16 protein-coding genes and 1 tRNA gene are annotated in these 19,333 nt (G+C 64.6%); 9 read left to right on the top strand and 8 right to left on the bottom strand.

The genetic code is table 11. The features are described from left to right. Positions 1 to 43: 43 nt before the first annotated feature. Positions 44 to 913 (bottom strand): ComF family protein, encoded by an 870-nt coding sequence (locus QD356_RS01105; protein WP_192838387.1) that lies wholly within the window; start codon positions 911 to 913, stop codon positions 44 to 46. Between the two features lie 162 nt (positions 914 to 1,075). Between QD356_RS01105 and bioB the strand changes: the two genes are divergently transcribed. The 6 genes from bioB (at position 1,076) to QD356_RS01075 (ending at position 6,336) form a co-directional block, all read left to right on the top strand. Then, positions 1,076 to 2,254 (top strand): biotin synthase BioB, encoded by a 1,179-nt coding sequence (gene bioB, locus QD356_RS01100; RefSeq protein WP_192838386.1) that lies wholly within the window; start codon positions 1,076 to 1,078, stop codon positions 2,252 to 2,254. Positions 2,255 to 2,260: 6 nt separating this feature from the next. After that, positions 2,261 to 3,622, top strand: coding sequence for an 8-amino-7-oxononanoate synthase (locus QD356_RS01095; protein WP_279876574.1), 1,362 nt, complete (start codon positions 2,261 to 2,263; stop codon positions 3,620 to 3,622). Beyond that, positions 3,619 to 4,449 carry a hypothetical protein gene (locus QD356_RS01090; protein ID WP_192838385.1) on the top strand — a complete coding sequence of 277 codons (831 nt, stop codon included), beginning with the start codon at positions 3,619 to 3,621 and terminating at the stop codon, positions 4,447 to 4,449. Before QD356_RS01095 ends, QD356_RS01090 begins: the two co-directional genes overlap by 4 nt. A gap of 1 nt (position 4,450) precedes the next feature. After that, complete coding sequence (locus tag QD356_RS01085; protein ID WP_192838384.1) at positions 4,451 to 5,305, top strand: methyltransferase domain-containing protein; 855 nt, start codon at positions 4,451 to 4,453, stop codon at positions 5,303 to 5,305. 58 nt (positions 5,306 to 5,363) lie between these two features. Next, entirely contained in the window at positions 5,364 to 6,152 is a 789-nt protein-coding gene (gene bioD, locus QD356_RS01080) for a dethiobiotin synthase (protein WP_192838383.1), read from the top strand. A gap of 99 nt (positions 6,153 to 6,251) precedes the next feature. After that, positions 6,252 to 6,336: transfer RNA gene (locus tag QD356_RS01075), tRNA-Leu, on the top strand. Positions 6,337 to 6,635: 299 nt separating this feature from the next. Here QD356_RS01075 and QD356_RS01070 read toward each other — a convergent pair. After that, on the bottom strand, positions 6,636 to 7,007 hold the full coding sequence (locus QD356_RS01070) for a hypothetical protein (protein WP_043332422.1): 372 nt from the start codon (positions 7,005 to 7,007) through the stop codon (positions 6,636 to 6,638). A gap of 134 nt (positions 7,008 to 7,141) precedes the next feature. Beyond that, on the bottom strand, positions 7,142 to 7,528 hold the full coding sequence (locus tag QD356_RS01065; RefSeq protein WP_318527676.1) for a YnfA family protein: 387 nt from the start codon (positions 7,526 to 7,528) through the stop codon (positions 7,142 to 7,144). Positions 7,529 to 7,699: 171 nt separating this feature from the next. Here QD356_RS01065 and QD356_RS01060 point away from each other — a divergent pair, with 171 nt between their 5' ends. Both QD356_RS01060 and QD356_RS01055 read left to right on the top strand, forming a co-directional pair. Further along, positions 7,700 to 8,152 carry a nucleoside diphosphate kinase regulator gene (locus QD356_RS01060; protein WP_153635215.1) on the top strand — a complete coding sequence of 151 codons (453 nt, stop codon included), beginning with the start codon at positions 7,700 to 7,702 and terminating at the stop codon, positions 8,150 to 8,152. Positions 8,153 to 8,373: 221 nt separating this feature from the next. Next, entirely contained in the window at positions 8,374 to 8,919 is a 546-nt protein-coding gene (locus QD356_RS01055; RefSeq protein ID WP_192838382.1) for an Mpo1-like protein, read from the top strand. A 153-nt stretch (positions 8,920 to 9,072) separates the two neighbouring features. Here QD356_RS01055 and QD356_RS01050 read toward each other — a convergent pair whose 3' ends face one another. From QD356_RS01050 to QD356_RS01030, 5 genes are all read right to left on the bottom strand, one after another. Further along, complete coding sequence (locus QD356_RS01050; protein ID WP_192838381.1) at positions 9,073 to 10,902, bottom strand: acyl-CoA dehydrogenase C-terminal domain-containing protein; 1,830 nt, start codon at positions 10,900 to 10,902, stop codon at positions 9,073 to 9,075. Positions 10,903 to 11,221: 319 nt separating this feature from the next. Beyond that, positions 11,222 to 12,427 (bottom strand): uroporphyrinogen-III C-methyltransferase, encoded by a 1,206-nt coding sequence (gene cobA / locus QD356_RS01045; RefSeq protein WP_318833285.1) that lies wholly within the window; start codon positions 12,425 to 12,427, stop codon positions 11,222 to 11,224. A 248-nt stretch (positions 12,428 to 12,675) separates the two neighbouring features. After that, positions 12,676 to 13,953: a serine--tRNA ligase gene (gene serS, locus QD356_RS01040; RefSeq protein WP_043332430.1), complete on the bottom strand. Its 1,278-nt coding sequence runs from the start codon at positions 13,951 to 13,953 to the stop codon at positions 12,676 to 12,678. A 131-nt stretch (positions 13,954 to 14,084) separates the two neighbouring features. Then, a complete protein-coding gene (crcB, locus tag QD356_RS01035) occupies positions 14,085 to 14,450 on the bottom strand; it encodes a fluoride efflux transporter CrcB (RefSeq protein WP_197738705.1) in 366 nt (121 codons plus the stop codon). Between the two features lie 266 nt (positions 14,451 to 14,716). After that, positions 14,717 to 15,601, bottom strand: coding sequence for a hypothetical protein (locus QD356_RS01030; RefSeq protein WP_192838379.1), 885 nt, complete (start codon positions 15,599 to 15,601; stop codon positions 14,717 to 14,719). Between the two features lie 358 nt (positions 15,602 to 15,959). Between QD356_RS01030 and QD356_RS01025 the strand changes: the two genes are divergently transcribed. Further along, complete coding sequence (locus QD356_RS01025; protein ID WP_192838378.1) at positions 15,960 to 19,205, top strand: FAD-binding and (Fe-S)-binding domain-containing protein; 3,246 nt, start codon at positions 15,960 to 15,962, stop codon at positions 19,203 to 19,205. The last annotated feature ends 128 nt before the right edge of the window (positions 19,206 to 19,333 follow it).

Raw genomic sequence — 19,333 nt, 5'->3', positions numbered from 1 at the left:
GCGGCATGTGTCGGGCAGCTCTACTTCGTGTCGCATTTGCGGGTCACAGCGCCCCGCGCAAGGCCAGGGGAGTCCGCGCCAGCACGCAGGCATCGACCTCACGGGCACCGGCTCGCAGGCAGGCCTGAGCAAGACTGTCGAGCGTCGCACCACTGGTCATGACGTCATCGATCAGCAGCACGTGCTCGGGCAAGAGGCCGTCGATGTCATAACGCCCACGCTGGGCCTTCAGACGCCCGCGCCTATCCCGCAGGCGCTGATCCGGCGCTGCCCTGGCCACCGCGACTGACGCCTCGTGCGGCATGCGCCTGTCGCGCACCCGCGCCATATCCCGCGGATGGCCAGCAATGACGGGGCCCAACCCTCGACACAGTTCCGCCAGCGCATCATGGCCGCGCTGGCGACGGCGATAGGCATCTGCCGGTACCAGCAGCACTGCGCCGTGAGGGTGCGTCTGGCGCCACTCGCGACAGAAGTGCGCGAGCTCCCGCTGCATGAGTTGACGCAACAGTCGCCCGGCGCGGCGCTGATGCTGGTCCTTGTAGCGCTGGAACAGCCCCGCCAGCAACCCTTCATAACGCAGCGGCGCAAAGCAGCGTGCAAAGGCAGGCGGTGAGGACAGGCACCGCGCACAGGCCTGCTGACTCAAGGCCAGTGAGACGACAGGCTCAGCACAACGCGGACAGGCATGCTGATTGCGCGCGATTCTCGCCTCGCAGGCGTCGCACCACTCGCGGCGCGATGACAGCTCTCGCTCATGACGCGAGCGAGTCGCTAGAGAGGAAAATGAATGGGGAGGTGAAACTGAAGCGCTCTGCCGTTCGGTCGCGCCGGGCATGGCTGCCGTCAGCTGACGCTGACAGAAGGCGCAGGGTCGCGACAGCTGCCAGTGGTCAACCAGCAGAGTTCTCATCGTTGACAGCGCCCGCGGAAACTCTATCATCTCAGTTAACCTGACCTTATTCGATGCGTTGACTGGCCACTTGCCAGCTCGGCTGCCGACTCCCGGACTCACCCACGGATGAACGGCTCAGCGCGCTCTCGCTCTGCCCGCCTGATGAAGGACCTCAAGCTCATGACCGTAGAAGCCTCCCGCGTGACCACACAAGCCACGAATATCCCTGCGCCTGCCGATGACAGCGTGGTACGCCATGACTGGAGCGTCGCGGAAATCGAGGCGCTGTTCGCCCTGCCCTTCAATGACCTGCTGTTCCGTGCCCAGCAGGTGCACCGCCAGCACTTCGATCCGAATGCGGTACAGGTCTCCACCCTGCTGTCGATCAAGACCGGCGCCTGCCCGGAAGACTGCAAGTACTGCCCGCAGTCCGGCCACTACAACACCGGCCTTGGCAAGGAAAAGCTGATGGAGATCGAGAAGGTGGTCGAGCAGGCACGTGCCGCCAAGGACGCCGGCGCCAGCCGCTTCTGCATGGGCGCGGCCTGGAAGAGCCCGCGTGAGCGCGACCTCGAAGTGGTCACCGAGATGGTGCGTCAGGTGAAGTCGCTGGGACTCGAGACCTGCATGACACTGGGCATGGTCGATACCGATCAGGCCAGGAAGCTCGCGGATGCCGGCCTCGACTACTACAACCACAATCTGGACACCTCACCGGAGTACTACGGCGAGATCATCACCACGCGCAGCTACAGCGAGCGCCTGGACACCCTGGCCAGCGTGCGCGAAGCCGGCATGAAGGTGTGCTCCGGCGGCATCCTCGGCATGGGCGAGACCACCACCGACCGCGCCGGCCTGCTGCGTCAGCTGGCCAATCTGGAGCCGCAGCCGGAATCGGTGCCGATCAACATGCTGGTCAAGGTGGCGGGCACGCCGCTGGAGAATGTCGATGACCTCGATCCCATCGAGTTCATCCGCGCCATCGCCGTAGCACGCATCATGATGCCGAAGAGCCACGTGCGCCTGTCCGCCGGCCGCGAGCAGATGGACGATTCCACCCAGGCACTGGCCTTCCTCGCCGGCGCCAACTCCATCTTCTATGGCGAGCGCCTGCTGACCACCAGCAACCCGCAGGCCAACCGTGACCGCGAGCTGTTCGAGCGCCTCGGCCTGCACCCGGAGACCCGCCAGGAAGTCGCCAGCGACGAAGTGCGCGAAGCCGCCCTTAAGGCCGCCATGGAAGAACAGGCACGCGCCAATGTCGAGGGCAGCCTGTTCTATGACGCCACGCGCGAGGCGACGCCCGCCAGCAGCGAAGGCCAGATGCGCGAACGCAAGCCCTGCGGCCTGGTGGTCTGATCGCTCGTGGCCACCGATACGCCCGCCAGCGCGCGCTTAAGCCCTCAGTCCAGCGCCAGCTTCACGCATCTGGAGGACCTGCTCACGCAGCGTGAGCGGATCGGCCGCTATCGCCGGCGCCTGACACTGGATTCCCCCCAGGGGCCCCACGTCAGCCTCGCCGGGCAGGCAGCCAATGCAGAGGCGCGCCCGCTGCTCAACTTCACCGCCAACGACTATCTGGGGCTGGCCAACCACCCGGCGCTGGCCGAGGCCGGCTGTCGCGCGGCGCGTGAATTCGGTGTCGGCAGCGGCAGCGCTCATCTGGTCAATGGCCACCAGCACGCTCACCACCAGCTGGAGGCTCGTCTGGCCGAGCTGACCGGGCGGCCACGCGCGCTGCTGTTCTCCACCGGGTTCATGGCCAATCTGGGCGTGATCGATGCACTGGCGAGCGCCTCGCGCGAGGCCGGTCGCAGCCTCGAGATCTTCCATGATCGCCTCAATCACGCCAGCCTTCTCGATGGCGCGCGCCTGGCGTCCTCCGGCACCACTGCCGTGCGCTCGCGTCGCTTCCACCATCGCGATATCGAGGACCTCGAGCGCCAGCTGGCGCACTCCCGAGCCGACGACAAGCTGGTGATCAGCGATGGCGTGTTCAGCATGGATGGCGACTGCGCCGATATCGCGGGCCTGAGCCAGGCCTGCGCCCGGCACGGCGCCTGGCTGATGATCGACGATGCCCACGGACTGGGCGTGCTGGGCGAGCATGGCGAAGGCCTGGTCGGGCGCGATACCCCGCTGGCTGACGTGCCGGTATTGGTCGGCACCCTGGGCAAGGCGCTCGGCAGCAGCGGCGCCTTCGTCGCCGGCAGCGATGCGCTGATCGAGAGTCTGATCCAGCTGGCGCGCCCTTACATCTACACCACCGCGCAACCGCCGCATGTCGCCGCCGCTACCCTGACGGCGCTGGAAATCGTCGCGCGCGAGCCGCAGCGCCGTGAGCGATTGCAGGCGCGTGTGCAGCAGTTCCGTGAGGGTTGCACGCATCTACTGGCAGGCAGTGGGCTCGCGCTCGGGCTATCGTCAGCCGACACGAACATTTCACCCTCTGCCCCGTTGACCCCGATTCAGCCGCTGATTCTGGGCAGCGAAGCGCGGGCATTGGCCTGGAGCGCGGCACTGCGCGAGCGTGGCGTGCTGGTCTCGGCCATCCGCCCGCCCACGGTGCCCGCCGGCAGCTCGCGCCTGCGCTTCACCTTCTCCGCCGAGCACACAGCCGAGGATATCGCGGCACTGCTCGAGGCTCTCGAAGCGGTACTGGCAGCGGAAAAGGCCCAGCCCCGCTCGACTTCCCCAACCATCAGCCCAGAAGGAGTCACGCCATGACGCTGACTCGTCTGGTGCTGTTCAGCGGCTGGGGTATCGATGCGCGCATCTGGCAGCCCTTGATCGCCTGCCTGCAAGCACGCCTCGCTCACGTCACCGAGACGGGGGATCAGGCAGATGCCGGGGCAGATGATCAGGCAAAGAGTCGCCCGCTGGAGATCATCGCGCCGGATTGGCCAGAAGAAGGCCCGCAGGCTGATTCACGGGCAGGCTCAGAACCGACTGCCTCGCGAGCCTCACTGGGCGGCGCCGATACCCTGTGGCTGGGCTGGTCGCTGGGCGCCCTGCGGGCCGAGGCGCTGGCGAAGAAGCAGGCGCCGGCCGTCCTTGTCTCGCTGGCCATGGGGCCAAGCTTCATCGACCAGGCCCCATTTGAGCAGACGCTCCCCGCCCTGGCACCTGAGGTGCTGGAGGACTTCCGCGCAGCCTTCGCGCGCAACCCTGCCGCCAGCTGGCAACACTTTCTGCGCTGGCAGGCCAGTGGTGAGGCGTCTACGCGTGACTGCCTCAGACACTTGCGCGAACTGATCGGACGCCATCCCGTCAGTCGCGAAGCGGTGCTGGCGGCAGGACTGGCGGAACTGGCCAGCCGCCAGATGTCACTGGCGCCTCAATCAGAGTTACCGCTCGAGTTCTGGCTCGGCAAGCAGGACCCACTACTGGCACCGGGCCTGAGTGCGGCGCTGCGCGCGCAGGGCCAGGTGGTCGCGGAATTCGAGGGTGGCCACTGCCTGCCATTGAGCGCGACCGAGGCGCTTGCCGATGCCCTGCTCACACGCATGGGTCTCGTCACCCACCACGTCACGCGCATCAGCGAGGAGGCCTGAGATGTCGATTGCCGTCAGCGTGCCGCCTGCAGAGCTTGCAACGCCCCTGCTCACGCCTGCCACGAGCCGTCAGCAGGTTGCCCGCGCCTTTGATCGCGGCGCTGCCGACTACCTCACGCTGGCGCAGGCACAGCACGCCATGGCGGCCACCCTGTTCGCCTCGCTCCCTGAGCGGCTGCCGGCCGATGCCCGTGTGCTCGATCTCGGTTGTGGGCCCGGGCATTGGACCCTCGAACTGGCGCAGCGCTACTCTGGGGCTTGCTGCATGGGGCTGGATCTTTCGCTTGAGATGCTGCGTGAAGCCGCACGCCAGACGAGCGAGCTTGCGAGTGGCAGCCCTGAACGCCTGCACTGGCTACGCGCCGATGCCGAGCGCCTGCCACTGGCCGATGCGAGTCTGGACCTGGTCTTCTCGAGCCTGGCCGTGCAATGGTGCGACAGCCCTCGGCAATGGCTCGCGGAACTGTCACGCACCTTGAAACCCGGCGCTCGAGCGCACATCAATACCTTGGGACCCGGCACCCTCAAGGAAGTACGCCATGCCTGGCAGCGTGCGGATGATTCCGTGCGCCACTTCCCCAGCGCCACCCATCTTGCACGCCATGCAGAAGCCGCCGGGTTGCGCTGCCACTGGCAGTTACGCCCACGGATATTTCACTATCCCGATGTCGCTGCGGTCATGGCCTCGATCAAGGGCATCGGGGCACAGACCGCCACTGGCCGGCGCCTGACACGCGCCGAGGTGCAGCAGGCCAAGGCGCGGCATGAAACGTTGCGTACCGCGAAGGGATTGCCTGTAAGCTATCAAGTCATTGAACTTGTGCTAGAAAAACCGTTCAGAATTGCGTACGGATAACACTGATACTTTGCTTGAAGGCAATTACCTGCCTCGCTCGGATACAATGAAAACTGATATGAAAACCGCGGACAGCTCGTCACGGGACACTGCCTTGCCTGCGCGAGCCGAACATGGCATCGCCGCCTTCGTGACCGGTACCGATACCGAAATCGGCAAGACCTTCATCGCCAGCGCCCTGCTGGCACGTGCTCGCCTGCGCGGCCTGACCACGCTGGGCCTCAAGCCCGTGGCCTCTGACTGCTTCGAGAATCACGATGGTCTGGTCAACGCCGACGCCCTGTCATTGCAGGCGCAGTGCGAACCGGAAGCGGATTATGAAAGCATCAATCCCTGGCGCTTCGCGCCGGCCATCGCGCCGCACATTGCCGCGCGTCAGGTGGGCGTCAGTCTCGAGGTGGCGAAGATCGCGGCGCATGTGCGGGGCCAGCAGACAAGCGCACCGCGCGACCTGCTGCTGGTGGAAGGCGCTGGCGGCTGGCGGGTACCGCTGAATGACGATGAGGATTTCTCGGACCTGGCCATCGAGCTGGGCTTGCCGGTGATTCTGGTCGTCGGGCTGCGCCTGGGCTGCATCAATCATGCGCGCCTGACGCTTGAGGCCATCGAGCGCGATGGGCTGGAAATCGCCGGCTACGTCATCAACCATCTGGAAGCGGATATCGAGGTCAGCGAAGACAACATGGCGACGTTGTCACGCACGCTGCGAGCCCCCTGTCTGGGCGTCGTTCCGTGGATGTGCGATGAAGATCTCTCCAATACACGCCACGCCGCCGAGCGCGCCGCCAGCTATCTGCAACTGCCCTGCGGGCTGGAATCACGCAGCGTGCATGTCGAACAGGAGTGAGGCGCTGAAGGCGCAGCACAAGGCGGGGAATTTCAGGGGATAATCGACACAAGCGATTGACTTGAAAGGCATCACAGGTAAAATGCAGCCCTGCTTCTCGCGGAAGTGGTGGAATTGGTAGACACGCCAGATTTAGGTTCTGGTGCCGCAAGGTGTGGGGGTTCGAGTCCCCCCTTCCGCACCATCAGCAAGCCTTTGCTGATGCTCCCCAGCTGCCTCGCGCAGTCAGCAAGTCCTCCCGCTTTTGTCTGTCGTGCATGCGTCGTGTCATCTGTCTGTCGTGCATGCGTCGTGTCATCTGATGCCTTCTGCACCCATCATCATCGTCAGTGCCTTCCCGTCGGTTGCTGGGCCCGCGTCTTTCCCGCTCTCTGCGTTACTCTGCTTTGCAAACAACCTGCTCTACGCTCTCCTGCTCTGCGTTCCTCTGCCTTGCGACCCTCGGTCGATCTGCGGTGCGGCATTCGCGCGTCTGGACGAACCTCAGCGTCGTCTTAGGCTGTCCTGCAGATTGGCCAGGCTGACACGCGCCTGATCCAGCAACAGCTGGCGCTCTTCACGGTCATGATGCGCGGCATGCGCCGCGGCGAGCTGCAGGTTCACGTATTCGATCCCGCTGGTGAAACGATAGAACTCGCGACGCGAGGCCACCTGGCGAAAGGCGTCGAGCAGCGAGGGATCAAGCGCCAGCCGCTCACCACGCGCAACGTCTGGCTCCGCCTCCACCAATGCCGATAGCAGTGGTTGCACGGCCTGATTCCATTCCTCTCTGCGCGGCCGCCAGCGACCGAGCCAGAAGCCGATGAAACCGCCGATGCCAAGGCCGCCCAGCCCCCATAACCATTCCCACTGCATGCTGGTGCCTCATTGCGTCAGATCGGATCCCGAGGGTCATTGCCTCATCCTGGCGCAGTATACCCAACAATGAGCGCTCTCATGCTCAACGCCCGACATATTTAATAAAATACTAATAAACAAGACATTTGCGCTCATTGCGCACGGGCGCCCAGCACGATGATGGCGCTGCCCGCCAGGCAGACCAGTGTCCCCAACAGGTCCCAGCGACTGGGCAACTGCTGCTCGACCAGCCACAGCCAGGCCACTGACGCGGCGATATAGACACCGCCATAGACGGCAAAGGCGCGCCCGGCGTGACTGACGTCGACCAGTGAAAGCAGCCAGGCGAACAGCGCCAGGCTGAGCATGCCGGGAATCAGCCAGCCGGGGCTGCGCTCCAGTTTCCACCAGGCCCAGAAACTGAAGCAGCCGGCGATCTCGGCGAGCGCCGCCAGCGGATATATCCAGAGAATCGACATCGATGAGTCTCGCGTGAGATTGGCAGCCCTGGGTGACAGCGCCATGAAAGTTGTCGGCATCAGACGACTCCCGCACCCCGTCAAAAGCCGCTAGGATTAATTAGCGGACAATCCATGGACAATCACGGCCGATGGATTCCCTGTCCGTCTCTCCGTATTGACCAAGCCAGGATTGGCGCCGTCTTGCTGCGCATGATATCGCGCAGTGACTCGATAACAAGGAACCCCACGATGACTCGGCAACGACTGATCATCAACCGCCTGGACGCTGACCGCCTCCAGCGCCTGATCGACGCTCAGCAACACGATGATGAGCTGTCGCTTCGCCTCGAAAGCCGCCTGATCCAGGCAGAGATCGTGCCCCCCGATGACTTCCCCGAAGACCGCGTCAGCATGCGTAGCCGCCTGCGCCTCAAGGGGTCGCGCTCCGGCGATAGCGAGCTGACACTGCACTACCCTACCCCGGAGGATGGTGAGTGCATGTCGCTGCGCAGCCACCTGCCGCAACCAGAAGAGCAAGAGACCTCACTGGCGCTGTGCATCATGTCGCCACTGGGCATCGCGCTGCTGGGAATGGCGGTCGGCGAGCAGATCACGCTGCCCCGGGAAGATGGCCAGAGTGACGTCATCCGTCTGGAAGCCATCCTGCATCAGCCGGAAGCCTGCGGTCAGTTTCACCTCTGAAGGGCCAGGGCCACTTGATTCACGCTTGAAAAGTGCCGGGTTCGTCAGTCAGCCCCGTGCTGACATAGGCTGTCCGCGTGGCAATACGCTACGCTGACAGGAGCCAGCAGGGTTGCCGGACCCTGCTGGCTCACGCCATTGCTCCTTGACATAACACGCCATCGATCCCGCTGCGCACCTGCGCATGCGGGCATTTTCAATGTCTGTCTGGAGAATGCCTCATGGGTATATTATCGCACCCTCATGTCAAGACAGCCGCTCACCGGCGTCTGCATGAAGCACTCGAGCACTACGCGGCCAGTCATCAGCATCGTGAGAACATCCGCATGCATCTTGTCTGCGTGCCTGTCATCTTCACTGCCAGCTTGATCCTGCTGTGGAGACTGCTCGGGGGGCAGGGGCTATCGAGTGAACCGGGGCTGGGTGTGTGGATGCTGCCCGGTGGCGTGGTCACCCTGGCGGTCCTGGCCGTCTATGCGCGCTTCTCCCTCAGGGTACTTGGCGTGATGGCCGTCTGGGCCCTGGCAAGCCTGGCGCTGATGTTCGTGATGCTCGGGCTCAACTGGCCGGTGACACCGATGATGCTGGCAGCCTTCGTGGTCGCCTGGATCGGTCAGGTCGTCGGCCATCGGATCGAGGGCCGCAAACCGGCCTTCCTCGATGACCTGCGTCAGCTGCTGATCGGCCCGCTGTTCGTGCTGGTCGAGCTGCTCCCCGCCATGCGTGACTGGCTACTGAAGCAGGATGAGCCGACCGAGCGGTCATGAGCGGGCCTGTAAGCATGCAAGCTTGCCGACACGGCCCGATGGACAGGGATTCCGACAACACAAAAAGCCCAGCGACCTGACACGGCCGCTGGGCTTTTCATTGGACGCTACTGACGGTCACGGTGCCTTGTGCCTTGTGCCTTGTGGCTTGCGTCATTGCTCCGGCGCGAAATCCTCGAGGCTGAAGGCCATCAATGGCGCGGCGCCAGCACTGATCTGGGCTTCCAGAGCGACGGCGCGCGGCAGCACGCGTGCCACGAAGTACTCTCCGAGCGCCAGCTTGCGGCGATAGAAGCCCTCACCGCTGGCACCTGCTTGCGCCAGTCCACGCGCCGCAGCACGCGCCATGCGCAGCCACAGATAGCTGTAGACACACAGCCCTGCCAGGTAGAGATAGTCACAGGCCGCTGCGCCCAGCTCTTCCGGGTTGTCATCGGCGCGGGCCAGCAACTGCTCCGACACTCGCTCTAGGCGCGCCAGCTCCGTCTTGCACGCCTCGGCGAACGGGCGGGTCTGGGCGTCGTCGGCCTGACGCTCAAGCTCGGCTCGCACCAGGGCGGCAAAGCTCGCCACATGGGCTCCACGATTGCGGTAGAGCTTGCGCCCGACCAGATCCATCGCCTGAATGCCGTTGGTGCCTTCGTAGATCATCGCGATGCGTGCATCGCGCACGTACTGCTCGGCGCCCCACTCCACGCAGTAGCCATTGCCACCATAGAGCTGCTGCGCCATGACGGTGGCATCGAAGCCACGGTCGGTCAGCAGCGCCTTGGCGATCGGCGTCATGAATTGCACCAGCGCATCCGCGTCGGCCTTCACCGCGTCATCGGCGTGATATTTGACGCGGTCCAGCTGCTGGCCCACGAAGACGGCAAAGGCGCGTCCGGTCTCGTTCCAGACGCGCACCTCAAGCGCCATGCGGCGCACGTCAGGATGCACCAGAATCGGGTCGGCCGGCTTGTCAGGCGCCTTGGCGCCTGTCGGTGCCCGGCTCTGCAGGCGCTCGGCGGCGAAGTCCATCGCGCTCTGATAGGCCACCTCGCCCAGCCCCAGCCCCTGCAGGCCGATGGAGAGACGCTCGTAGTTCATCATGGTGAACATCGCCGCCAGCCCCTGATGCGGCTCGCCGATCAGCACGCCTTCGGCACCGTCGAAGTTCATCACGCAGGTCGCGCTGCCCTTGATGCCCATCTTGTGTTCGATGGAGCCACAGCTGACCGCATTCGGTGTCGTCGGCTGGCCGTCGGCATCAAGCAGATGCCTGGAGACCAGAAACAGCGAGATGCCACGTGTCCCCGGCGGCGCATCCGGCAGCTTGGCGAGCACCAGATGCACGATGTTGTCGACCATGTCGTGCTCGCCGCCGGTGATCCAGATCTTGGTGCCGGTGAGACGATAGCGCGGCAGCCCCAGCAGCGGGTCATCGCCCTCGAGGGGTTCGGCACGGGTGCGGATCAGGCCGAGATCCGTGCCGCAATGCGGCTCGGTCAGACACATGGTGCCCAGCCAGTCGCCGGCATACATGCGCGGCAGAAACACCTGCTTGACGGACTCCGGCGCATGGCTATCCACCGCCAGACAGGCGCCGGCATTCAGTGCCGGATAGAGCGCGAAACTGGTATTGGTGGCGTAGAGCATCTCTTCAAAGGCCACGGTGAGCATCTTGGGCATGCCCTGGCCACCGTATTCAGGGTTGCCGCCCAGCCCCATCCAGCCGCCTTCGGCGAGTACCCGATAGGCCTCCTTGAAGCCCTTGGGTGTCGTGACGTGGCCATTCTCGAAACGTGCGCCCTCGGCGTCACCGCTCAGGTTGAGCGGCAGCAGCTCGGCCTGGGTCACGCGCGCACCTTCCTCGAGAATCGCCTCGGCCAGCTCGACATTCACCTCTTCGGTGGCTGCCATGCCCGCCCATTCCTGCTCGGCGGCGAACACCTCATCGAGAATGAAGCGTGCATCCTTGAGTGGCGCCTGATACTTGGCCATATCACTGTCCTCACTGACTCATGTGCTAAGGGCTTTCGCGAAAGACTTGCCTCTCACCCCGTGATGAACGACGGGCTTCGCTCAGCAGAATTCAAACGATTGCTTGAAACAATAGGCGCAATCAGATGCCACGTCCAGATGCCACGTCATCTCGACCTTGGCCCAAGAGCCGCCCAGCCATGCGCCAGCACGATGACCAGGCCCGCGACAACCAGTCCAGCAACGCAAGACGCCGCCCCGGGGTTACCGAGGCGGCGTCTTGTCACTGCTCATGTCGCTGCTTTTTCGCTTCTACGCCTTCGTTTCCACGACGGTCGCTCTAGACCGATACCACATTGGCCAGCGGCGTCGGGTGCTTGCCATCTTCCCATCCCAGGCTGCTGTTGGCATTCGGCGAGAACCACTTGAGCGAATCGTGCAGCTTGACCACATCCCCGACGATGATCAGCGTCGGCGGCTTGAGGCCCTGACCGGCGATCTGCGCCGGCATGTCCGCCAGCGTTGCCACATGCACACGCTGACGCGCGGTGGTGCCCTGCTCGACCAGCGCGATCGGCGTGGACGCCGCCAGACCATTGGCGATCAACTGTTCGCAGATCAGGCCCAGGCTGCCGAGACCCATATAGAAGACCAGCGTCTGGGCCGGACGCGCCAGCGCCTCCCAATCCAGGTCACAGCTGCCATCCTTCAAGTGACCGGTGACGAAGCGCACCGACTGGGCGTGGTCGCGATGAGTCAGCGGGATACCCGCGTAAGCCGCGCAACCGGAAGCCGCCGTGATGCCCGGCACGACCTCGAAACTGATGCCGGCGCCGGCCAGGGTCTCGAGCTCTTCCCCACCGCGTCCGAAGATGAAGGCGTCACCGCCCTTCAAGCGCACTACGCGATGCCCGGCACGGGCGTAATCCACCAGCGCCTGATTGATGCCTTCCTGCGGCACGCTGTGATCGCTGCGCGCCTTGCCGACGTACAGGCGACGCGCCTCCGGATTGGCCAGCGCCAGAATCTCGTGACTGACCAGGCGATCGTGAATGATGACATCGGCCTGCTGCAGGTGGCGCAGCGCCTTGAGCGTCAGCAGCTCCGGATCGCCCGGCCCCGCGCTGACCAACGCCACCTGACCATGCGTGCCCGTGAAGCGATCCTCCTCCTTCACGGGCAATACCGCCTCGCCTGCCACCAGGCGTGGCGGCAGACGCACGCTGGAGTCCCGGGGGTGACTCGGCGCGAACACCATCACGTGCTGCTCGCGCGCATGACGCAGGATGCCGCGATCGCGCCCTTCGCTGCCGGTGGCTACCAGCCATAGCTGGCCGGGGGCCGGCACGGGCAACAGGGTATCGGCAACCTCCCAACCTTCACGCCCACACAGGGTCTCCAGCATCGGCATGCGGGCATCACCGTAGACACACAGGTCTGCACCGAGGCCGGCAAAACGCTCGGCCAGCGCGACAGCCTCCTGGCCGCCACCGATCAGGCACAGCTGGAGTCGTGAGGGGTCACAGGAGAGATTGAGAAATTCCATGGGGCACATCCACAAACGCGGCGAGGCTGGGGAGCAGCCTTCGATGGGTCGCATTTTAGAGCATAAGAACCACTCTCTAAAATAACCAATAAGAATAACAACCCTGATGCTACGTTGTAGTCGCGCAGAGGGAATAACGAGTGGTGCGATCGGGCGAGGCCTCTGTCTCCGCAATAAACGAAGGCCCCCGCTTCCATGGGAAAGCGGAGGCCTTGACTACGCGAATCCACTACGGCGATTCACGCACCTCAGACGTTGATGGTTTCCACCCCGCCCATGTAGCCACGCAGCGCCTGCGGCACAGTGATGGAGCCATCGGCGTTCTGATGGTTTTCCAGCACGGCAACCAGGCAACGGCCCACGGCCAGACCGGACCCATTCAGGGTATGCACCAGCTGCGGCTTCTTCTGACCTTCGACACGCACACGCGCCTGCATGCGGCGCGCCTGGAAGTCACGGCAGTTGGAGATGGAGGAAATCTCGCGGTAGGTCGCCTGGCTCGGCAGCCAGACTTCCAGGTCATAGGTCTTGGCGGCGGCAAAGCCCATGTCGCCGGTGCACAGGGTCACGGCACGGTACGGCAGTTCCAGCGCCTGCAGGATGGCTTCGGCGTGGCCGCGCATCTCTTCGAGGGCTTCGTCGCTCTTCTCCGCCGCGACCACCTGCACCATCTCAACCTTGTCGAACTGGTGCTGGCGAATCATGCCGCGGGTATCACGGCCATAGGCACCGGCTTCACTGCGGAAGCACGGGGTATGGGCAGTGAACTTCAGCGGCAGACTGCCGGCATCGATGATCTCGTCACGCACCATGTTGGTCAGCGGCACTTCGGCGGTCGGGATCAGGAAGAAATCACGATCGTCGTTGAGCTTGAACAGGTCTTCCTCGAACTTGGGCAGCTGGCTGGTGCCCATCAGGGAGTCGCGGTTGACGATATAGGGTACGTAATATTCTTCGTAGCCATGCTCTAGCGTCTGCTTGTCGAGCATGAACTGCACCAGCGCACGGTGCAGGCGCGCGATGGAGCCATGCATCACGGCGAAGCGTGAACCGGTGATCTTGACCGCCAGCTCGAAGTCCAGCTGGCCCTTGAGCTCACCGAGGTCGACATGGTCACGCACGTCGAAATCGAATTCACGCGGCGTGCCCCAGCGGTGCAGCTCGACGTTGTCGCTTTCGTCAGCGCCTTCAGGCACTTCGGCGTCCGGCAGGTTCGGCAGGCTGGCCGCCATGGCGTCGGCCTTGGCCTGCAGCTCATTGAGCTCGGACTTGGCGGCGTCGAGACGCTCGCCCAGATCACTGACTTCTGCCAGCAGCGGCGCGATGTCTTCGCCACGTGCCTTGGCATTACCGATGGACTTGGAGCGGGTGTTGCGCTCGTTCTGCAGGGATTCCGTCTCGACCTGCAGGTCACGGCGGCGCGCTTCCAGCGCGGCAAAGGCTTCGGTATCCAGCTGATAGCCACGACGTGCGAGGCGCTCGGCAGTCGCTTCAAGATCAGCGCGCAGAAGTTTCGGGTCCAGCATGTGGGAAGGCTCTCTCGTCGGATCACTCAGGCCGCATCGCGGCGCGGAAAGGTTATGCGCACTAGTCTACCTCAGCCATGCCCTGCTTCGCAGCCGCCCAGGCGACAGGAGGACGCGCCCGGGCACGAGAATCACAGCAGGACGCGTGCGATCTTCATGCCCAGCGCGACCATGCCCAGACACGCCACCACACTGACGGCGACATAGACCAGCCCCGCGAGCATGCGTCCGCTCATCATCAGATTGAGCGCCTCGAGGGCAAAGGTGGAGAAGGTGGTGAAGGCGCCGGTGAAGCCGGCCACCATGATCGCCTGCCAGACGGGGGCCAGCTTGAGCTCCTGGGTCACCCAGATGAACAGGAACCCCATCAGGCAACTGCCGATCAGATTGACGCCGAGGGTCCCCCACGGGAAACCACGCCCGGCGGCGCCGACGATCCAGCCACTGACAAGATACCGTCCCAGCGCCCCGATGGCGCCGCCCGCTGCTACTGCCAACCAGGTTCCCATGTGCCTTGTATGCCCCGTGCTCGATTCAATGCGAGTGAGCGCTGGGCAACGCCGTGGATCGGCCGCCAGCCACTCTGGCACCCGAGGGTGCCGCCTAGCGCTCCATTGTAGGAAAATCGTCAGCCACGGGGAATCCACGACTCACGAAAGGCAGGTTGAACAAAGCACGACACCCGCGATGCGCCTCCTGACCAATGGGCATCGCGGGTGTCTGAGGGTGGCTGAGAGCGAAAGGCATCAGGCGTCAGAGCGACTCATTCACTGCCGGGTGGCGCACTGCCCTGCTCGATCTCCGCGCGCAGTTGCTCCAGCACATGCTGCCATTGACGGTGTGCGCCTTCCTTGCCCCCGAGCTGCTCCAGACCGCGTGCCGTCCAGGTGCCGGGGGTGCCGATACGCGAGGCAAGCTCGCCGGGCGGGGTATCGGGGTGGGCTTCCATCAAGGCCAGCGCATCGCGCAACTGCGCCATCAGCAACAGGCGCGCCTGGGGGCCGCTCATGCCGGGCACCGTCTGGAACCAGTCGAGCAACGCCTGCTGCTGCGCCATCTGCCAGGCATTCACGCAGACCGCCAGCATGCTGGCCTCGAAGGCCGCTTCATCATCGAAGGCGATGATCTGCCGGACCGCCGGCCCGAGCAGGTCGCGCGTCAGCGGGTCTTCCGGATAGAGCGTGAGGGCGCTCTGCCCTTCACAGACTGCCAGCCCCGTCATCACCCGCACCACTCGCGCCGGCGCGAACCAGCGCTGCAGCTGCTGCAGTGGCACACCGGCCGCCAGCACCATCAGGTGATGATCCTTGCTCAGTGCGTGGCTTTCACGCAGCTCACTTGCCAGTGCCTCGAGCTGCTCTGGCCGCACCCCGACTAGCATGCACAGGCTCGATTCACACACCGCGACGTTGCTTACGTGGCGGATGGCACCGAAACGCCAGCCCAGACGGTGACTGCGCACGTCGTTGCGCGGCGAGAGGTGGAATTCCAGATCATGCCGCGAGCGGCCTTCGCGCTGACAACCGCGCGCCAACGCGACCAGCAATGACTCCGCCAACTCCCCCACCCCCAGCACTCCCAATCGCGTGGGCGGCTGGCGAGACTCGCGATGACAGGTGGAGGTCGAGGAATAGGTGGACGATGCCATGAGCTAACTCCTGATGACTCAGCGGAAGAGGGAAGACAGCTTCAAGGGAAGAAACGGAGGGGGCACGCCATGATGGCCTGCCTTGCGATGGCTGACGGTACCACTGAAGCGGCGACTGACGCCTGACAATCGCTCGCAGCATGTGCACATCATCCCCCTTGTTGCTTGCATTCAGGCGCACACACCTTGCTTTGATGACTCCTCACAGCGTAGTCATTCCTCACTCCTTTCACCTGAATTCCCGTCTCGCGAGTGACGCAATGCCGCGCTGGGCTGGGGCCACACGCCCAGCTCAGGTAAGCTTAGGACCATTGGCCCTGGATGCCTGCCTGACGCGACTCACTGCCCGAGCGAGATCATGACCGAACGCCTGCTGGATATGCCCGCCCCCGTCGATTCCCTCTATCTGGACTTCCTGGCCGCCCTGCGAGATGCAGGCTTTGCCGGTGACATCAGTCCGGACTATGCCAACCGCACCGTGTTGTCGACCGACAACTCGCTCTATCAGGTGCTGCCTCAGGCCGTGGTCTACCCGCGCCATGCCGAGGATGTCCAGCGCATCGCGCGCCTCTCCCACGAGCCACGCTTTTCGGGCGTCACCCTGGCGCCACGCGGCGGCGGTACCGGCACCAATGGCCAGTCACTCAATGACGGCGTGCTGGTGGATGTCTCGCGGCACATGAACCGCATTCTCGAGATCGATGTCGAGAACCGTCGCGTGCGCGTCGAGGCCGGCGTGGTGAAGGACCAGCTGAATGCCGCGCTCAAGCCGCATGGCCTGTTCTTCGCCCCGGAGCTTTCGACCTCCAACCGCGCCACCATTGGCGGCATGATCAATACCGATGCCTCCGGTCAGGGCAGCTGCGAATACGGCAAGACGCGTGACCACGTGCTGGCGCTCGACAGCGTTCTGCTCGACGGGACACGACTGACGAGCCATGCCATTGATGATGCCGAGCTCGAGACACTGTGCGCGCGTGAGGATCGCGTCGGTGAGGTCTACCGCACCGCACGTGCGATCGCCGATGAGCGCGCCGAGGAAATCGCCGACATCTTCCCGCCGCTCAACCGCTGCCTGACCGGCTACGACCTCGCCCATCTGCGCGAGGCCGATGGTCGTTTCAACCTCAACAGCCTGCTGTGCGGCGCCGAGGGCACGCTGGGCTTCGTGGTCGAGGCCGAGCTGAATGCGCTGCCCATCGCGCCCTGCTCGACGCTGATCAACCTGCGCTACGCAAGTTTCATGGACGCACTGCGCGACGCCAAGGCGCTGATGGCGGTCGAGGGCAATCGCCCGACCTCCATCGAGACGGTGGATGACACCGTGCTCAACCTCGCCATGCAGGACTTCGTGTGGGACAGCGTCGAGGAGTTCTTCCCGGCCAGCACCGAAGGCACCCCGGCCATCGGCGGCATCAACCTGATCGAATTCAATGCCGACAGCGAAGAGGTGCTGGATGCCAAGGTCCGCGCCTTCAGCGAGCACCTGGCCAGCGATACCAGCGTCGAGCGTCTCGGCTTCACCGAAGCCCGCGGCCGCGCGCAGATCGGTCGTGTCTATGGCATGCGCAAGCGCTCGGTGGGCCTGCTGGGCAATGTCGACGGCGAAGCCCGCCCGCTGCCCTTCGTCGAGGACACCGCCGTTCCGCCGGAGCATCTGGCCGATTACATCGCCGAATTCCGCGCCGCGCTGGATGCCCGTGGCCTGCGCTATGGCATGTTCGGTCATGTCGATGCCGGCGTGCTGCACGTGCGCCCGGCGCTGGACATGAAGGACCCCGCCCAGCAGGCAATGATCCGCGAGATCTCCGATGAGGTCGCCGCCCTCACCCACAAGTACGGTGGTCTGCTGTGGGGCGAGCACGGCAAGGGCGTGCGCTCCGAGTACTCGCCACGCTTCTTCGGCAGCCTCTACGGCGCGCTGCAGGATGTGAAGGCGGCCTTTGACCCGCACAACCAGCTCAATCCGGGCAAGATCGCCTCCCCGCGCCTGTCAGTGGCGCTGGTCGACGACGCTGGCACGCGTGACGCTGGCGCCAGCGAAGGGGGTAGCGAAGGGAGCAGCGAAAGCGGCAAGCGTGATCACGCTGACAGCGCCGTCGAGGCCTTCGACCCCCGCTTGATGCGTATCGATGATGTGACCATGCGCGGCGATCTCGACCGTCAGATCGATGAGCGCGTGTGGCAGGAATACGCCAGTGCCGTCTACTGCAACGGCAATGGGGCCTGCTACAACTACGACCCCAACGACGCCATGTGCCCGTCGTGGAAGGCGACTCGCCAGCGCATCCACTCGCCCAAGGGGCGTGCCAGCCTGATGCGTGAATGGCTGCGCCTGGAAGGCAACGCCGGCCGCGACGTGATCGCCGAGGCCCAGGCCGCGCGTACGCCGGGCCTCAAGGGCACCGGCATGTGGCTGGCGCGTCTGCCGGCGCGCCTCAGCGCCTCGCTCAAGGCACGCCGTGCCGGCACCGCACAGACAGAGGGTCAGTCTGACGCCAACTTCGACCAGCAGGTCTACGACGCCATGTCCGGCTGCCTGGCGTGCAAGTCCTGCGCGGGCCAGTGCCCGATCAAGGTCAACGTGCCCGATTTCCGCAGCCGCTTCCTTGAGGTCTATCACCATCGTTATCAGCGTCCGCTGCGCGATTACCTGATCGGCAGCCTCGAATTCGTGCTGCCGTGGGCCGAGCGCGTCACGCCGCTCTATAACGGCCTGCTGGCCAACAAGCTGGTCAGTCGTCTGCTGGAAGGCCCGATCGGCATGGTCGATGCGCCGCACCTGTCACGCGCCAGTCTGCGCAGACAGCTCAAGAGCTGGGGCGTGTCCGAGGCGACGCCGACCCAACTGGGCCGTCTGACCGAATCCCAGAAGGCCAGAAGCGTGATCCTGGTGCAGGACGCCTTCACCAGTCACTTCGAGGCCCAGCTGGTGATCGACATCATCGAGCTGCTGTCGCGACTCGACATCCATGTCTTCGTCGCGCCCTTTGCCCCCAACGGCAAGCCGCTGCAGGTGCAGGGCTTCACCGGCGCCTTCCAGCGTACCGCGCGTGCCCAGGCCGAGCGTCTCAAGGCGATCGCCGACTTCGGCGTGCCGCTGGTCGGCATCGACCCGGCGATGACCCTGACCTATCGTCAGGAGTACGTGAAGACCCTCGGCCCGGACGCGGTGCCCGACGTCCTGCTGCTGCAGGAATGGCTGATCAGCCTGCGCAAGCTGCTGCCGGTCGGCGTCACCAAGACGGTACTGGGCAAGATGGACCCGGGCATGAAGCTTCTGAGCCACTGCACCGAGAGCACCAATGCCCCGGGCTCGGCCAAGGCCTGGCAGCAGGTCTACTCCGCCTTCGGCCTCAAGCTCGAGACCATCGCCACCGGCTGCTGCGGCATGTCCGGCACCTACGGCCACGAAGCGCGCAATCTCGAGACCTCGCGTGCCATCTATGACCTGTCGTGGAAGTCCGTGGTCGAAGACGACGCCAATCAGGGCAAGCTGGTCGCCAGTGGCTATTCGTGCCGCAGTCAGAGCAAGCGTTTCTCGGGCAGCCAATTGCCGCATCCGCTGCAGGCATTGCTGCCGCTGCTGCGTCGCGCCCAATGAGTGATCGCGTCTGCCCGACGCCATCACGTGGGTACGAGGGAGAAAGGAAATGAGGAGAGCGCGATAAGGCAACGCGACGTTGCATACCACGGAATCAATCGCTAGGCTGCGCCCTTTCGGCCTGCCGC

The organism is Cobetia sp. 2AS (assembly GCF_029846355.1).
Classification (GTDB): Bacteria; Pseudomonadota; Gammaproteobacteria; order Pseudomonadales; family Halomonadaceae; genus Cobetia; species Cobetia amphilecti.
Note: the sequence above shows the minus strand (reverse complement) of the source record. Positions and strands in the feature narration are given on the sequence as shown.

Coding starts and splice junctions, on each gene's coding strand:
- QD356_RS01105 (WP_192838387.1), bottom strand. CDS start 913: ATGAGAACTCTGCTGGTTGACCACTGGCAGCTGTCGCGACCCTGCGCC.
- bioB (WP_192838386.1), top strand. CDS start 1,076: ATGACCGTAGAAGCCTCCCGCGTGACCACACAAGCCACGAATATCCCT.
- QD356_RS01090 (WP_192838385.1), top strand. CDS start 3,619: ATGACGCTGACTCGTCTGGTGCTGTTCAGCGGCTGGGGTATCGATGCG.
- QD356_RS01085 (WP_192838384.1), top strand. CDS start 4,451: ATGTCGATTGCCGTCAGCGTGCCGCCTGCAGAGCTTGCAACGCCCCTG.
- bioD (WP_192838383.1), top strand. CDS start 5,364: ATGAAAACCGCGGACAGCTCGTCACGGGACACTGCCTTGCCTGCGCGA.
- QD356_RS01070 (WP_043332422.1), bottom strand. CDS start 7,007: ATGCAGTGGGAATGGTTATGGGGGCTGGGCGGCCTTGGCATCGGCGGT.
- QD356_RS01065 (WP_318527676.1), bottom strand. CDS start 7,528: ATGCCGACAACTTTCATGGCGCTGTCACCCAGGGCTGCCAATCTCACG.
- QD356_RS01060 (WP_153635215.1), top strand. CDS start 7,700: ATGACTCGGCAACGACTGATCATCAACCGCCTGGACGCTGACCGCCTC.
- QD356_RS01055 (WP_192838382.1), top strand. CDS start 8,374: ATGGGTATATTATCGCACCCTCATGTCAAGACAGCCGCTCACCGGCGT.
- QD356_RS01050 (WP_192838381.1), bottom strand. CDS start 10,902: ATGGCCAAGTATCAGGCGCCACTCAAGGATGCACGCTTCATTCTCGAT.
- cobA (WP_318833285.1), bottom strand. CDS start 12,427: ATGGAATTTCTCAATCTCTCCTGTGACCCCTCACGACTCCAGCTGTGC.
- serS (WP_043332430.1), bottom strand. CDS start 13,953: ATGCTGGACCCGAAACTTCTGCGCGCTGATCTTGAAGCGACTGCCGAG.
- QD356_RS01030 (WP_192838379.1), bottom strand. CDS start 15,601: ATGGCATCGTCCACCTATTCCTCGACCTCCACCTGTCATCGCGAGTCT.
- QD356_RS01025 (WP_192838378.1), top strand. CDS start 15,960: ATGACCGAACGCCTGCTGGATATGCCCGCCCCCGTCGATTCCCTCTAT.